Raw genomic sequence first — 13948 nt, 5'->3', positions numbered from 1 at the left:
TCAGTCGGCCCGCCCGCGCAGCACCCCGTCGACCACAGCGACGGCGAACCCGGACGGCACGGGCTCGTTCCTGAGCACCGCCCGCACCCACACGGCCCCCGCGATCAGGTCGAGCAGCAGTTTCGGGTCGGCCCCCGGAGGCAGCTCGCCGCGTGCGGCGGCCCGGGCGAACACCGGCTGCTCACGCGCGAACCGGTCCGCGAAGAAGTCCCGGGCCAGCGCGGCGAGCTCGTCGTCGGCCAGCCCGGTCCCCGAGGCCAGGGCCCGCACGATTGCCCGCGTCCGTACGCCGGTGACCAGCGCGGCCACCTGCTCGGTGAGCGCGATCAGGTCCCCGCGCAGCGAACCGGTGTCGGGGATGTCGATGTCCAGCACCCGGGCCCGGAGCAGCGCCGCCCGCAGCAGCGCCGCCTTCGACGGCCACCAGCGGTAGATCGTCGTCTTGTTGACCCCCGCCTCCTGGGCGACGGCCTCGATGGTGAGCCCCGCGTACCCGCGCTCGGCGAGCAGCCGCAGCGTGGCGTCGAAGATCGCCTCGGCGGCGCGGGGGCCCTTCTCGGGGCGGGGGAGCGGGGAAGGGGCGGACATGGCGGCTCCGGAGAAAAGTGCAACGCAACGTTGCGTTGCATTATAGGCTGCGGCCGACCGTCGGCACACGACACGCAGGGGGATGCCATGAAGCACCACGACAGGGTTTCCGGAGCGGTGACCTGGGGGCTGCTGGCCGCCTGGGCGGCCAACGACCTGGAGGAGATCGCCACCATGGCGGGCTGGTTGCGGACCGCCCGCCCGAGGCTCAGGAAGCGGCTGCCGTGGGTGCCCGACCGGGTGTGGGACCGGGCGGACCTCTCGCAGCGCGAGGTGAACACGGCCATCGGCCTGATGGGCGTGCTCATCGCGACGGCCGCCGCCGACGGGGCGCGCACGGACGGGCGCAGCCCCTTCTTCCGTACGGTCCTGGCCGGATTCGGGCTGCACGGCGTGGTGCACCTCGCGCAGTCGGCGGCGTACGGCGGCTACACCCCGGGCGTGGCCACCTCGCCGACCGTCGTCATCCCGTACTCGCTCTGGGCGCTGCGCCGGCTGCGGGCGGCGGGCGTCCCGGTCGGCGGCGCCCGTGAGGCGGCGGCCGGACTGGTGCTCCTCCCGGCCGCCGTGGCGGGCGCGCACGCGGCGGCCCGGGTGCTGGCCCGGCCCCGTACAACCGGCGCATGACACGACCGGGGGCCCCGACCCGTACACCCCACCCGATCGGGCGGGCGCACACCGGCGCGCGGATGTGCACCGGACCACCGGAAAACCTTTGGCCCAGGCGCTGTTGGCGCTGCTAGTTTCCTCGACGTGGCGAAACTCAATCAGATCATCGCAGTGGAGAAGGGCGTCAAGTCCAAGGCACACCAGGACCTGACGGCGGCGCATCACGGCCTCCAGAAGGCCGGACTCCTGGCCGGGATCTCCCGGACCTACCAGCCGAAGGACGAGGAGGGCGAGCAGTTGCCGCCCGAGTCGACGCTGGTGCAGGTCAAGGCCGAGGACGTGCTGCGGGAGACCGCGAAGACGCTCACCCGCCTCTTCGACGTGACCGCCACGAAGGACTGGGCGAACTGCGCGGCCCGCGCCGATGTGACCGTCGACGGCCGGGTCCTGGTGAGTGACGTACCGGTGTCCTACCTGCTCTTCCTGGAGAAGCAGCTCATCGACCTCAACACCTTCGTCCGCAAGCTGCCTGTGCTCGACGCCGCCGAGGCGTGGACCCAGGACCCGTCCACCGACGCCTGGAAGACCGAGCCGGTCCGCACCCTGCGCACCAAGAAGGTGCCCCGCAACCACGTCAAGGCGGAGGCCACCGAGAAGCACGCGGCGCAGGTCGAGGTGTACTACGAGGACGTGCCGATCGGCTACTGGACGACCGTGAAGTTCTCCGGGGCGCTGCCCGCGCGCCGGGTCAACGAACTGCTCGACCGGGTCGAGAAGCTCCAGCAGGCCGTCAAGTTCGCCCGCGAGGAGGCCAACGGCGTGGACGTCACGGACCAGAGGGTGGGTGACGCCGTCTTCGGTTACCTCTTCGGGTGACCGACCATGGATTCCCCGGCGGCGGTCGAAGCCGTCGGGGTGCGCGAGGAGCGCAAAGCTGAAACTGAAGTTTGTCGTGACGAAGCGGTTCCGGTGGAGGTTCGAGTCCTCCCCCCGGCACTTCCGCGCTCAGCGCGGATACGGGCCGGGGTGGCCCAACTGGCAGAGGCAGACCGTGATCAATCTCAGACTCTCGCTCCAGGCTCAGCATGCGCCGCCTATCGCCGGATCGACCGGGCCCGTGCCCGTGTGCGTCGAGATGCCGGTTCGACTCCGGCCCGTGGAGCTTCGGTCCGCGGTCGTCTAAAGGCAGGACGCGACGACATAAAACTGATACGGGACCTTAAACGTGCCGGTGTGCGACAGCAGGCGGCAATCACAGGGCCCGGGGGCCGGCTACGCCCCCGGGTCCGCTCCTCATTCGGGGCGCGGACTCACTGCCGGTACCCCGCCAGGAACCGCCCGATCCGGCTGATCGCGGCGTCGAGGTCGTCCGCGTGCGGCAGGGTCAGGATGCGGAAGTGGTCGGGGCGCGGGTAGTTGAAGCCGGTGCCCTGGACGACCTGGATCTTCTCGCGCAGCAGCAGGTCCAGGACGAACTTCTCGTCGTCCACGATCGGGTGCACCTGCGGGTCGATGCGCGGGAAGGCGTACAGCGCGCCCTTCGGCTTCACGCAGGAGACGCCCGGGATCTCGTTCAGCTTCTGCCAGGCCCGGTCGCGCTGCTCGTACAGCCTGCCCCCGGGCACCACCAGGTCCCGGATCGACTGCCGGCCGCCGAGCGCGGCCTGAATGGCGTACTGGGCGGGGGCGTTGGGGCACAGCCGCATCGAGGCGAGCATCGTCAGCCCCTCCAGGTAGCTGCGGGCGTGCTGCTTCGGGCCCGACACCACCATCCAGCCGGAGCGGAATCCGGCCACCCGGTACGTCTTCGAGAGCCCGCTGAAGGTGAGGCAGACCAGGTCCGGGGCGAGCACCGCCACACTGTGGTGCTCGGCGTCGTCGTACAGGATCTGGTCGTAGATCTCGTCCGCGAACACCATCAGACCGTGCCTGCGGGCCAGGTCGAGGATGTCCGTGAGGACCTCGCGCGGATAGACGGCACCGGTCGGGTTGTTGGGGTTGATGATCACGACGGCCCGGGTGCGGTCGGTGATCTTCGAGGCCATGTCGGCGACGTCCGGGTTCCAGTCGGAGGCCTCGTCGCAGGTGTAGTGCACGGCCTTCCCGCCGGCCAGCGTCGTGACCGCCGTCCACAGCGGGTAGTCCGGGGACGGGATCAGCACCTCGTCGCCGTCCTCCAGGAGCCCCTGGACGGCCATCGAGATGAGCTCGGAGACCCCGTTGCCGAGGAAGACGTCGTCCACGCCGACCTCGGTCAGGCCCATCGCCTGGTAGCGCTGGACCACGGCGCGCCGGGCGGACAGGATGCCGCGCGAGTCCGTGTAGCCGTGGGCCTGGGGGAGCATCCGGATCATGTCCTGGACGATCTCCTCCGGCGCCTCGAAGCCGAAGAGGGCCGGGTTGCCCGTGTTGAGCCGGAGCACGCTGTGGCCCGCCTCCTCCAGGGCGTTGGCGTGCTCGATGACGGGGCCCCGGATCTCGTAACAGACCTCGTTGAGCTTGCTGGACTGGCGGAATTCCATGCGGTGCCTCCCCGACCCGATTGCGATACTTGGTTTTACCAAGCTTGGGCTTGGAAAGTCCAACAACATGTCTAGACTGCGTCGCATGCCACGTCAGACACAGCCGGCCACCCGCCCGGCCCGCCGCCGGAGTTACGACCAGTTCTGCGCCGGCGCCCGCGCCCTGGACGCGGTCGGCGACCGGTGGACGTTGCTGATCGTCCGTGAACTGTTGGCCGGCCCCCGGCGCTACACCGATCTCCACGCCGACCTGCCCGGCGTCAGCACCGACGTCCTGGCCTCCCGGCTCAAGGACATGGAGCAGGGCGGCCTCGTCACCCGCCGCAAGCTCCCGCCCCCGGCCGCCGCCACGGTGTACGAGCTCACCGCTCGCGGCCACGGACTGCTGCCGGTCCTCGCCGCGCTCGCCGAGTGGGGCGCCCCCGCGCTGACCGAGCGGCGGCCCACGGACGCGGTCCGGGCGCACTGGTTCGCGCTCCCGCTGCTGAGCGCGCTGAGGGGAGCGGCCACGGGCGTGCTCGATGTCCGGCTGGACGAGGGCGAGTTCCACATCCGTACGGGCGAGGTGGCGGCCGGTGTGCCGGTGTACGGGGACGGGCCCGCCGCCGACGCCGACGCGCGCATCGTCCTCGACGCGGAGCTGTGCCTCGCGCTCGGGCGCGGCGGGCCGACGTTCGCGGAGGCGGTCGGGGACGGCCGGATCGAGGTGTACGGGGACGGCGCGCTGGCCGATGAGCTGCGCGGCGCCTGAGAGCCGGCCGGGCTGGGCCGGATGCCGGTGGCGTGATTCCAACGGTCCTCTTCCGGGTAGCGTCCGGGCATTTGAGATGTCCGTGACACCCGAGACGGGAGAGAGCCATGGGGAACGGCGTACAGCGGGTGCGGCAGAGCCGGCTGGGCAGGGGGTTCGTCGTCGCGGGGTGCGTGGCCGCGCTCGCGTTCGTGCCGACGGCGGCCGGTGCCACGCCCGGCAGCGGGGTGACCGCGACCGTCGTGGCCAAGGGCACCTCGGTGGGCAAGCTGAAGGTGAAGGCGCCGAAGGGCCGGGCGGACGTCACCTTCCGCACGATCACCATCGAGCCGGGCGGCTCCACCGGCTGGCACACCCACAGCGGCCAGCTGATCGCCGTCGTCAAGTCGGGCACGCTCACCCGCACCCTGGACGACTGCTCGGTGGAGGTGTCCCCGGCGGGCACGTCGTTCATCGAGCCGTCGGGGAAGAAGCACCGCCACATCGGGCGCAACCTGGGCACCGAGCCCGTGGTCCTCTGGGTGACCTATCTGCTGCCCGAGGGCAGCGAACTCTCCGACGACGCCGACGCGGTGGAGTGCCGGCCGGGGAAATGACACCTTCCGGTTCCGGGGGCACCGCCCGCCGAGGTCAGCGGGCGAGTGTCTCCCCGTACGCGCCGAGCCCGGCGATCACCAGCCCGTCGCGGAGGGTCAGCACCTCGTACACCCGGCCGCCGATCTGGTTGCGGTAGTCGATCACCAGCGTGTCGACGCTCGCCCGGACGTCCATCACCTCGAACTCCAGGTCCGGGATGAGTTCGAGCCCGCGCTTCCAGTACGCCCGCAGGGCGTCCTTGCCGCGCACGGTCCCGGAGGGGGCGCCGGTGAAGCGCGCGATCATCGGGGAGCTGAAGGTCACGTCCTCGTGATAGTGCGTCAGGATGCGTTCCAGGTCGTGGGAGTTCCAGTCGTCCTGCCAGCGCGCCGCGAACTCACGAGCGAATTCAAGATCCATGGCCACGACCGTAACCCTCGCGGCGGATTCCGGCCCCGGCATTCCGGCATCCGGCCACCGGGCGGGACGCGCGATGATGGACCGGTGCGATTCGAAGCGATCACCCGCGACCGGCTGACGGACGCGCTCGCCGCGCACGCCGACGCGCTGGACCCGGCCGACGGCGGGCCCTGGCTGAAGATCGCCGTCGACGGCGCCCCGGCCGCCCGCCCCGACGACCTGGCCGCATCCGTCGCCGAGGCGCTGCGGCTCCGGGGCCGCGCCGTGCTCCCCGTCTCCACCGCCGGATTCCTGCGTCCTGCGAGCCTGCGGTACGAGTACGGGAAGCAGGACCCGGACTCGTACTTCGGCAGCTGGTTCGACACCGGTGCCCTGTGGCGCGAGGTGTTCGGCCCCCTGGAACCGGACGGCAGCGGCCGGGTGCTGCCCGACCTGTGGGACCCGGCGACGGACCGGGCCACCCGCAGCCCGTACCAGCGGCTGCCGGAGGGCGGGGTGCTGATCCTGCACGGCCCGCTGCTGCTCGGGCACTGGTTCCCCTTCGACCTCACCGTCCACCTGCGCCTTTCGCCGGGCGCGCTGCGGCGGCGCACGGCGGAGGACGAGCTGTGGACCCTGCCCGCCTTCGAGCGTTACGAGGACGAGGTGGCACCCGCCGACAGCGCGGACGCGGTGGTGCGCGCGGACGATCCGGGGCACCCGGCGTGGACGGGGCTGCGGTGAGCGTGGGGTCCGGGGTGCGGTGAGGCGGCGGTCGGGGGTGCGGTGAGGCTTGCGGTGAGGAACGCGGGTTCGAGTCCCGCTACTCACCCGGCAGCGGCGGCCGCCCGCCCACCGTCGCGACGGCCTCCGCCCCCGCCCGGCACCCCGCCGCAGCCGCCGCCGCGTCGTCCGCGCCCGCCAGCCGCGCCGCGAGGAAGCCCCCGGTGAACGCGTCGCCCGCCCCGGTCGAGTCCACGGCCCGCCCGACCGGCTCCGCCGGGACCCGCCCGGTCACCGCGCCCCCGGTGGCGAGCAGCGCCCCGCCCTCGCCGAGCGTCACGACCACCCGGCGCGCGGGCATGCTCAACTTCGCGGCCGCGTCCGCCGGGTCCGGCAGGCCCGTGAGCAGCCGCGCCTCGTCCGCGTTGGGCAGCAGCAGATCCGCCCCCTCGGTCAGCGCGAGGAACCGGTCGACGCCGAGACCGGCCAGGAAGCCCGCCGACGCGGGGTCCACGCTCACCGGAACGTTGCGCCGTACGGCCTCCCGCAGGGCGAGCAGGGCCGTCGCCCGGCTCGTCGCGGCGAACAGCAGATAGCCCGACAGATGGAGGTGGGCGACCCCGTCGAGCAGCGCGGGCGACCAGTCCTCGGGGGCGAGCCGCAGGACCGCGCCGCTGTCGGTGAGGAAGGTGCGCTCGGCGGCGGCGTCCACCAGCGCGACGACGGTCGCGGTCGGCGCCTCCTCGTCCACCGTGAGCAGCCCGCGCACCCCCGCCCGCCGCAGCAGGTCCCGGTGCCAGTCCGCGGAGTCGGCGCCCACCCGGGCCAGCAGCCGCACGTCCCGGCAGCCCCCGCGCGCCGCCCAGCAGGCCACGTTGGCCCCCGCGCCGCCCGCCCGGGTGCGGATCACGGCGGCCGTGTCCGTGCCGTGGGCCAGCGCCGAGCCGTGCCGGGCCACCACATCGGTGACCACGTCCCCGACGACGAGGAGGCCGCCGCTCACCGCGCCGTCCAGGCGGTGGCGATGCGGGCGGCGAGCGCCACATTGCCCCGGACCGCGGCGAGGTTGGCCTCCAGCGAGGCGCCCCCGGTGTGCCGCACCAGATGGTCCAGCAGGAACGGCGTGACCGCCTGCCCCGTGACCCCCCGCTCCCGGCAGGCCGCCAGCGCCTCGGCGAGCACCCGGTCGTGCAGCCCGGGGTCCAGCTGTTCGTCCTCCGGTACGGGATTGGCCACGATCAGCGCCGCCTCCGGGCCGCCCAGCGCGTCCTGGGCGCGCATCACCTCGGCGACCTCCTCGGGCGCGTTCACCGTCCAGTCGACCGGCTCGCCCGAACTGCTCAGGTAGAAGCCGGGGAACGTGTCCGTGCCGTAGCCGAGCACCCCGACGCCCAGGGTCTCAAGCCGTTGGAGCGTGGCCGGGACGTCCAGGATCGACTTCACGCCCGCGCAGACCACGGTGATCCCCGTCCGCGCCAGCAGCCGCAGGTCCGCCGACTCGTCCTGCGTCTCGGTCCAGCCCCGGTGCACCCCGCCGAGCCCGCCGGTCGCGAAGACCCGCAGCCCGGCCCGGGCCGCCAGGAACGCGGTCGCGGACACGGTCGTCGCCCCGCTCGCCCCGGACGCCAGCGCCGGGGCGAGGTCGCGGTGGCCCAGCTTCCGCATCCCCGGGTCCTCGGCCACCCGTTCCAGCTCGGCCTTGTCCAGCCCGACCCTGGCCCGCCCGTCCAGCACCGCCACCGTGGCGGGCACGGCCCCGGCGGACCGCACGAGCCCTTCCAGCTCCCCGGCGACCCGCAGATTGCGGGGGCGGGGGAGGCCGTGGGCGATGATCGTCGACTCCAGGGCGACGACCGGCCGGTGCGCGGCGAGGGCGGCCCGCACCTCGGCGGAGAGGACCGGCGCGTAGGGGGTGGCGTCGAGGGGCGCGTTGAGTGACATGTCCACATCCCTGTCGCGGGCGGGCGGGGCTCAAACGTGAGCGGGTCCGGCCCGGCCCGCCGGGTGGCGCGAAACCGTCCGTCGGTGGCCGCGCACGAGGGGGTTAGGGTCGCCCCATGCCCTCCGCGACCGGTCAACCCGCCTCCGCCGTACGTGACTTCTACGACGACCTCGCCGCCGACTACGACCTCATGTACGCCGACTGGCAGGCGAGCATCGAGCGCCAGGCCGCCGCGCTGTCGGGCCTGATCGCCACCGCGCTCGGCGAAGGCGCCGCGTACGACGTGCTGGACTGCGCCTGCGGCATCGGCACCCAGGCCCTCGGTCTCGCCGCGCTCGGACACCGGGTCACCGGCAGCGACCTGAGCCCCGCCGCCGCGGCCCGCGCCGCGAAGGAGGCGGCCGCGCGCGGCCTGGACCTGCGCACGACGTCCGCCGACATGACGCGGCTGCCCTTCGACGACCGCTCCTTCGACGTCGTCGTGTGCGCCGACAACTCGCTGCCGCACCTGCTCACCCCCGAAGCAGTGGAGGCCGCGCTCGGCGAGATGCGCAGGGTGCTCCGCCCCGGCGGCGTACTCCTGGTCTCCACCCGGCCGTACGACCGGCTGCGCCGCGAACGGCCCGCGTCCACGCCGCCGCAGGTCAGGGAGGAGACCGGCGGCCGGGTCGTCACCTTCCAGCTGTGGCACTGGCGCCCGGACGGCGAGCGCTACGACCTGGAGCACTTCCAGCTGCACCCCGCGGCGGAGGGCGACCGGGGCTGGGACGTGCGCACCCGCCGCACCTCGTACTGGGCGCTCGGGCAGGACCAGCTCACCGGATTCGCCCGGCGGGCCGGTCTGACGGAGCCCGCCTGGCACGAGCCGGAGGCGACGGGCTTCTTCCAGCCGGTGATGGTGGCGCACCGGCCGGACGCGGGCCCCGCCTGACGGCACCGCTCAGAACAGCGGCTCCGGCAGCACCCCTTCCAGCGCCAGCAGCCGCCGCTTGGTCTCCAGACCGCCGCCGAAGCCTCCTATCCCGCCGTCGCTCTCCACCACCCGGTGGCACGGCACCACCAGGGGAAGAGGATTGGACCCCATCGCCGCGCCGACCGCCTGGGCCGCGCCCGGCTGTCCGACCCGCTCGGCCAGCTCCCCGTAACCGGCGACCGCCCCGTACGGCACGCCCCGCGCCAGCTCCTGGAGCACCTGGCGGTTGAAGCCGGCGGTCAGCGACCAGTCCAGGTCGAGCGAGAACTCCCGCAGCGTCCCCGCGAAGTACGCCGTGAGCTGGCGTATCGGCTCGGCCAGCCGCGCGGAGCCGGGGGCTTCCACCGGCTCCGCGCCGAGCCGGCCGCGCAGCCGGTCCAGCGCCCTCTCCCGTATCTCCGGGCGGGCGTGGAAGACCACGCCGACCAGTCCGGTCTCCGTCGCGGCCAGCATCAAAGGACCGATGTCGCTCTCGACCACGGCCCACTCGACGACCCCGTTGCTGTCCATGCCACCACCGTACGGCGGCCCACTGACAACGGGCCCCGGCGGACTCAGCCCCGGGTGGCCGCGCGCACCACGTCGGGGGTGTTCGTGATGATCCCGTCCACCCCCATGGACTCGACCCGGCGCGCGGCCGCCGCGTCGTTCACCGTCCAGGCGTTCACCTGGAGCGCCTTGCCGTGCGGGCCCTTCAGGGCGTGCACCGCCGTCACGTACCCGCCCGACAGGCCCGTGTACGAGGGGTTGATCTGGTCCGCGAACGCGGCGTACGCGGGCAGCTCGGAGACGGCCGGGGCGCCGAGGAAGCCGGTGACGACGTCCGGGCGCAGCGAGTGCACCGTACGCACGCTGTCGGCACCGAAGCTCTGGATCACCAGGCGGCTCCGGACGTGGCTCGTGTCCAGCCAGCCCTCCTCGCCCAGCACCCGGAGGGTCGCCCGCTCGATCCCCGGATAGCTCTCCGGGCTCTTGATCTCCAGCAGGAGGTTCTGGCCGTTGCGGCCGAGCCGCTTCAGATACTGGTGCAGGGTCGGCACCCGGGTACCGGCGTACCGCGCGCCGAACCAGCCGCCCGCGTCCAGCCGGGAGATCTCGGCGGCCGTGAAGTCCTTGACCGCCCAGGGCGCGCGGTCCGGGAACAGCTCCTCAGCGTTCGTCGTCCGCCTGAGGTCGGTGTCGTGCAGGACGACCACCACCCCGTCCCTGGTGAGCTGGACGTCGTTCTCCACCCAGTCGAAGCCCAGCGCGTCCGCCTTGTCCACGGCCGGGAGCGTGTTCTCGGGGGCGTACGCCGATGCGCCCCGGTGGGCGTAGACGCGCGGACGGCCCGCCGCGGCGTCGGCGGCCCGGCGGACCGGGGCGACCTGCTGGACCGGGTGCCGGGTCAGCGGGGTGTCCGCGCCCGGGGTGCCCGGATTCGGCATCAGCAACGTGCCGGCGCCCATGACGGCGGCGGCGACGACGGAGGCGGCAGCGGTAGCGGTGCCTGCGTACACGTGAACTCCTTGCGTCAGAGTTGCGGACGGCCCGAGCGTCCCAGCCGGCTCCGAACACGGGACAGGCGCAGGATGGCCACTGTGTGAAGGGACCGCGTCACCCGCTGTCGGCCCGGTCGATAAGATGCGGCACTTCTGTTGTGTCTGCCGGGCCTTGCGCCCGGACGACGGGCCCTGGGATCGTCCTGACCCGGGCTTGCTGCTGCGAAGGGCGTACGAGGATGCAGGGCACAATCGACGGCTTCAGCTATGGGGCGGTGACCCCCGCCGCGGCGTTCCTGATGGCGTGCCTCGGTGCGGCGCTGGGCCTGCGCTGCACCACCCGGTCACTGCGTACCGAGCGTTCCTTCCGGGCCGGCTGGCTCGCTCTCGGGGCGACCTCCATAGGTTCGGGCATCTGGACCATGCACTTCATCGCGATGACGGGCTTCTCCGTCGAAGAGGTGCCGATCGGCTACGACAAACCGATCACCTTCGCCAGCCTCGCCGTCGCGATCGTCATGGTCGGCATCGGGATCTTCCTGGTCGGGTACCGGGGCGCCACCCGCATGGCCCTGGTGACGGGAGGCACGATCACCGGGCTCGGCGTGGCCTCCATGCATTACCTCGGCATGGCCGGAATGCGGCTTGATGGGCAGTTCGAGTACGACACGGTCACCGTGTCGCTCTCCGTGGTCATCGCCGTCGTCGCCTCGACCGCCGCGCTGTGGGCCGCCGTCTCCATCCACGGCTTCCTGCCCAGCCTCGGCGCGAGCGTCGTGATGGGCGTCGCCGTCAGCGGCATGCACTACACCGGCATGGCGGCGCTCCGGGTCCATCTGCACCCCTCCGCGTCGACCGCCGCCCACACCCCCGGCGACAGCGCGGGCTCGCTCCTGGTGCCCATGCTGCTCGGTCCCGCCTGCTTCCTGCTGCTGGCCGCCGTCGTGGTCATGTTCGACCCGCTGGTGGTCATGGGCACGCCCGACTGGGACGACCCGCGCGCCGTGCGGACCCCCGGCATCCCGGCCCAGCGCCAGGTCCCGCGCTTCGGTACCTACGCCGACCCGGCCTCCTTCCACTCCCGCCCGCGCGACGCCGTGGAGCCCGTCGACTGGTGAACCGGGGCCGTTGTCAGTGGCGGGTCGTACGGTGGTTGCATGCGGCCAGTCTCGAAGATCGAACGTACGGTGGCGCCTTTCGAGGTCATCAGCCCCTACCAGCCCAGCGGCGACCAGCCCACGGCCATCGCCGAGCTGGAGAAGCGCGTCCGCGCAGGTGAGAAGGACGTCGTGCTCCTCGGCGCGACCGGCACCGGCAAATCCGCGACCACCGCGTGGATGATCGAGAAGCTCCAGCGCCCCACGCTGGTCATGGCGCCCAACAAGACGCTCGCCGCGCAGCTGGCCAACGAGTTCCGCGAGCTCCTGCCCAACAACGCCGTCGAGTACTTCGTCTCGTACTACGACTACTACCAGCCCGAGGCGTACGTCCCGCAGTCGGACACCTACATCGAGAAGGACTCCTCGATCAACGAGGAGGTCGAGCGGCTGCGCCACTCCGCGACCAACTCGCTGCTCACCCGGCGCGACGTCGTCGTGGTCGCCTCCGTCTCCTGCATCTACGGCCTCGGCACGCCGCAGGAGTACGTGGACCGCATGGTCCAGCTCAAGGTGGGCGAGGAGATCGACCGCGACCAGCTGCTGCGCCGCTTCGTGGAGATCCAGTACACACGCAACGACCTGGCCTTCACCCGGGGCACCTTCCGGGTGCGCGGCGACACCATCGAGATCTTCCCGGTCTACGAGGAGCTCGCCGTCCGCATCGAGATGTTCGGCGACGAGATCGAGGCCCTGTCCACGCTGCACCCGCTGACCGGCGAGGTCATCAGCGAGGACCGGTCCGTCCACGTCTTCCCCGCCACCCACTACGTGGCGGGACCCGAGCGCATGGAGAAGGCCGTCAGCGGCATCGAGCGGGAGCTGGAGGAGCGCCTCGCCGAGCTGGAGAAGCAGGGCAAGATGCTGGAGGCCCAGCGGCTCCGCATGCGTACGACGTACGACATCGAGATGCTCCGCCAGATCGGCACCTGCTCCGGCGTCGAGAACTACTCGATGCACTTCGACGGCCGTTCCCCCGGCACCGCCCCCAACACCCTCCTCGACTACTTCCCGGAGGACTTCCTCCTGGTCCTGGACGAGTCGCACGTCACGGTCCCGCAGATCGGCGCCATGTACGAGGGCGACGCCTCCCGCAAGCGGACCCTGGTCGACCACGGCTTCCGGCTGCCGTCCGCCCTGGACAACCGCCCGCTGAAGTGGGAGGAGTTCCTCCAGCGGATCAACCAGACGGTCTACCTCTCCGCCACCCCGGGCAACTACGAGCTGTCCCGAGGCGACGGCTTCGTGGAGCAGATCATCCGCCCGACCGGCCTGGTCGACCCCGAGGTCGTCGTCAAGCCCACCGAGGGCCAGATCGACGACCTGGTGCACGAGATCCGGTTGCGCGCCGAGCGCGACGAACGGGTCCTGGTCACCACCCTCACCAAGAAGATGGCGGAGGACCTCACCGACTACTTCCTGGAGCTCGGCATCCAGGTCCGCTATCTCCACAGCGACGTCGACACGCTGCGCCGCATCGAGCTGCTGCGCGAGCTGCGCTCCGGCGAGTACGACGTCCTGGTCGGGATCAACCTCCTGCGCGAGGGCCTCGACCTGCCCGAGGTGTCGCTCGTGGCCATCCTCGACGCCGACAAGCAGGGCTTCCTGCGCTCGGGCACCTCGCTGATCCAGACCATCGGCCGCGCGGCGCGCAACGTCTCGGGCCAGGTCCATATGTACGCGGACAAGGTCACCCCGGCCATGGCGCAGGCCATCGACGAGACCAACCGCCGCCGCGAGAAGCAGATCGCGTACAACACCGAGCGCGGCATCGACCCCCAGCCGCTGCGCAAGAAGATCAACGACATCGTCGCCACCATCGCCCGCGAGGAGATCGACACCGAGCAACTGCTCGGCACCGGCTACCGCCAGGGGAAGGAGGGCAAGGCCCCCGTGCCCGCCCTCGGCAAGCACGCCGTCCCGGGCGACGGCAAGGCGGCGACGGCCGGGAAGTCCGCGAAGGCCGGCAAGGGAGGCAGGTCCGGCCGGGACGCTGCGGCGGTCACCGACCGCCCGGCGACCGAACTGGCCGGGATCATCGAGGAGATGACGGACCGGATGCGCGCTGCCGCGGCCGACCTCCAGTTCGAGGTCGCCGCCCGGCTGCGCGACGAGGTGGGCGAGCTGAAGAAGGAGCTGCGCCAGATGCGCGAAGCCGGTCTGGCCTGACCGGCGGCCCCGGACGGGCGGTTCGGGCCGCATGTTGCAGGACCGACACAAAACGGCC

The 13948-nt window shown here is 72.4% G+C and carries 15 protein-coding genes and 1 tRNA gene; 9 read left to right on the top strand and 7 right to left on the bottom strand.

What is annotated here, in order from left to right:
- Entirely contained in the window at positions 1 to 588 is a 588-nt protein-coding gene (locus ACIQZN_RS16525; RefSeq protein WP_403993496.1) for a TetR/AcrR family transcriptional regulator, read from the bottom strand.
- 87 nt (positions 589 to 675) lie between these two features.
- On the opposite strand from ACIQZN_RS16525, the gene ACIQZN_RS16520 reads away from it, so the two are divergent.
- The 3 genes from ACIQZN_RS16520 (at position 676) to ACIQZN_RS16510 (ending at position 2193) form a co-directional block, all read left to right on the top strand.
- Entirely contained in the window at positions 676 to 1215 is a 540-nt protein-coding gene (locus ACIQZN_RS16520) for an HXXEE domain-containing protein (protein WP_403993493.1), read from the top strand.
- 126 nt (positions 1216 to 1341) lie between these two features.
- Entirely contained in the window at positions 1342 to 2073 is a 732-nt protein-coding gene (locus ACIQZN_RS16515) for a hypothetical protein (RefSeq protein WP_403993490.1), read from the top strand.
- A 33-nt stretch (positions 2074 to 2106) separates the two neighbouring features.
- Positions 2107 to 2193 (top strand) — tRNA-OTHER (locus ACIQZN_RS16510).
- A gap of 314 nt (positions 2194 to 2507) precedes the next feature.
- On the opposite strand, the gene ACIQZN_RS16505 is transcribed toward ACIQZN_RS16510, so the two are convergent.
- Positions 2508 to 3719, bottom strand: coding sequence for a pyridoxal phosphate-dependent aminotransferase (locus tag ACIQZN_RS16505; RefSeq protein WP_403993487.1), 1212 nt, complete (start codon positions 3717 to 3719; stop codon positions 2508 to 2510).
- 85 nt (positions 3720 to 3804) lie between these two features.
- On the opposite strand from ACIQZN_RS16505, the gene ACIQZN_RS16500 reads away from it, so the two are divergent.
- A complete protein-coding gene (locus ACIQZN_RS16500; protein WP_403993484.1) occupies positions 3805 to 4470 on the top strand; it encodes a winged helix-turn-helix transcriptional regulator in 666 nt (221 codons plus the stop codon).
- Between the two features lie 107 nt (positions 4471 to 4577).
- Positions 4578 to 5066, top strand: coding sequence for a cupin domain-containing protein (locus ACIQZN_RS16495; protein ID WP_403993481.1), 489 nt, complete (start codon positions 4578 to 4580; stop codon positions 5064 to 5066).
- Positions 5067 to 5100: 34 nt separating this feature from the next.
- Here the strand turns inward: ACIQZN_RS16495 and ACIQZN_RS16490 are convergent, their stop codons facing one another.
- The gene (locus tag ACIQZN_RS16490) at positions 5101 to 5466 is read right to left on the bottom strand and encodes a nuclear transport factor 2 family protein (RefSeq protein ID WP_403993478.1); all 366 of its coding nucleotides are present in this window, start codon (positions 5464 to 5466) and stop codon (positions 5101 to 5103) included.
- Positions 5467 to 5550: 84 nt separating this feature from the next.
- Between ACIQZN_RS16490 and ACIQZN_RS16485 the strand changes: the two genes are divergently transcribed.
- Positions 5551 to 6189, top strand: coding sequence for a uridine kinase (locus ACIQZN_RS16485; RefSeq protein ID WP_403993475.1), 639 nt, complete (start codon positions 5551 to 5553; stop codon positions 6187 to 6189).
- 79 nt (positions 6190 to 6268) lie between these two features.
- Here ACIQZN_RS16485 and ACIQZN_RS16480 read toward each other — a convergent pair whose 3' ends face one another.
- Together ACIQZN_RS16480 and ACIQZN_RS16475 are read right to left on the bottom strand one after the other, a co-directional pair.
- Positions 6269 to 7171, bottom strand: coding sequence for a carbohydrate kinase family protein (locus ACIQZN_RS16480; RefSeq protein WP_403993472.1), 903 nt, complete (start codon positions 7169 to 7171; stop codon positions 6269 to 6271).
- Positions 7168 to 8109: a pseudouridine-5'-phosphate glycosidase gene (locus ACIQZN_RS16475; RefSeq protein WP_403993469.1), complete on the bottom strand. Its 942-nt coding sequence runs from the start codon at positions 8107 to 8109 to the stop codon at positions 7168 to 7170. Before ACIQZN_RS16475 ends, ACIQZN_RS16480 begins: the two co-directional genes overlap by 4 nt.
- A 116-nt stretch (positions 8110 to 8225) precedes the next feature.
- On the opposite strand from ACIQZN_RS16475, the gene ACIQZN_RS16470 reads away from it, so the two are divergent.
- On the top strand, positions 8226 to 9041 hold the full coding sequence (locus ACIQZN_RS16470; protein ID WP_403993466.1) for a class I SAM-dependent methyltransferase: 816 nt from the start codon (positions 8226 to 8228) through the stop codon (positions 9039 to 9041).
- A 9-nt stretch (positions 9042 to 9050) separates the two neighbouring features.
- Here ACIQZN_RS16470 and ACIQZN_RS16465 read toward each other — a convergent pair whose 3' ends face one another.
- Positions 9051 to 9593, bottom strand: coding sequence for a methylated-DNA--[protein]-cysteine S-methyltransferase (locus ACIQZN_RS16465; protein WP_403993463.1), 543 nt, complete (start codon positions 9591 to 9593; stop codon positions 9051 to 9053).
- 44 nt (positions 9594 to 9637) lie between these two features.
- Entirely contained in the window at positions 9638 to 10582 is a 945-nt protein-coding gene (locus ACIQZN_RS16460) for a glycerophosphodiester phosphodiesterase (RefSeq protein WP_403993460.1), read from the bottom strand.
- Between the two features lie 221 nt (positions 10583 to 10803).
- Here ACIQZN_RS16460 and ACIQZN_RS16455 point away from each other — a divergent pair, with 221 nt between their 5' ends.
- Entirely contained in the window at positions 10804 to 11682 is an 879-nt protein-coding gene (locus ACIQZN_RS16455; RefSeq protein WP_403993457.1) for an MHYT domain-containing protein, read from the top strand.
- Between the two features lie 39 nt (positions 11683 to 11721).
- A complete protein-coding gene (gene uvrB, locus ACIQZN_RS16450) occupies positions 11722 to 13890 on the top strand; it encodes an excinuclease ABC subunit UvrB (RefSeq protein ID WP_403993454.1) in 2169 nt (722 codons plus the stop codon).
- The last annotated feature ends 58 nt before the right edge of the window (positions 13891 to 13948 follow it).

The organism is Streptomyces sp. NPDC097595, assembly GCF_044761525.1.
Lineage (GTDB): Bacteria > Actinomycetota > Actinomycetes > Streptomycetales > Streptomycetaceae > Streptomyces > Streptomyces drozdowiczii_A.
This window is presented reverse-complemented; position numbering and strand designations above follow the sequence as displayed.

Excerpts from the sequence above, each read along its gene's own strand:
- ACIQZN_RS16500 (WP_403993484.1), top strand. The coding sequence starts at position 3,805 with ATGCCACGTCAGACACAGCCGGCCACCCGCCCGGCCCGCCGCCGGAGT.
- ACIQZN_RS16455 (WP_403993457.1), top strand. The coding sequence starts at position 10,804 with ATGCAGGGCACAATCGACGGCTTCAGCTATGGGGCGGTGACCCCCGCC.
- ACIQZN_RS16465 (WP_403993463.1), bottom strand. The coding sequence starts at position 9,593 with ATGGACAGCAACGGGGTCGTCGAGTGGGCCGTGGTCGAGAGCGACATC.
- ACIQZN_RS16495 (WP_403993481.1), top strand. The coding sequence starts at position 4,578 with ATGGGGAACGGCGTACAGCGGGTGCGGCAGAGCCGGCTGGGCAGGGGG.
- uvrB (WP_403993454.1), top strand. The coding sequence starts at position 11,722 with ATGCGGCCAGTCTCGAAGATCGAACGTACGGTGGCGCCTTTCGAGGTC.
- ACIQZN_RS16520 (WP_403993493.1), top strand. The coding sequence starts at position 676 with ATGAAGCACCACGACAGGGTTTCCGGAGCGGTGACCTGGGGGCTGCTG.
- ACIQZN_RS16525 (WP_403993496.1), bottom strand. The coding sequence starts at position 588 with ATGTCCGCCCCTTCCCCGCTCCCCCGCCCCGAGAAGGGCCCCCGCGCC.
- ACIQZN_RS16475 (WP_403993469.1), bottom strand. The coding sequence starts at position 8,109 with ATGTCACTCAACGCGCCCCTCGACGCCACCCCCTACGCGCCGGTCCTC.
- ACIQZN_RS16470 (WP_403993466.1), top strand. The coding sequence starts at position 8,226 with ATGCCCTCCGCGACCGGTCAACCCGCCTCCGCCGTACGTGACTTCTAC.
- ACIQZN_RS16505 (WP_403993487.1), bottom strand. The coding sequence starts at position 3,719 with ATGGAATTCCGCCAGTCCAGCAAGCTCAACGAGGTCTGTTACGAGATC.
- ACIQZN_RS16490 (WP_403993478.1), bottom strand. The coding sequence starts at position 5,466 with ATGGATCTTGAATTCGCTCGTGAGTTCGCGGCGCGCTGGCAGGACGAC.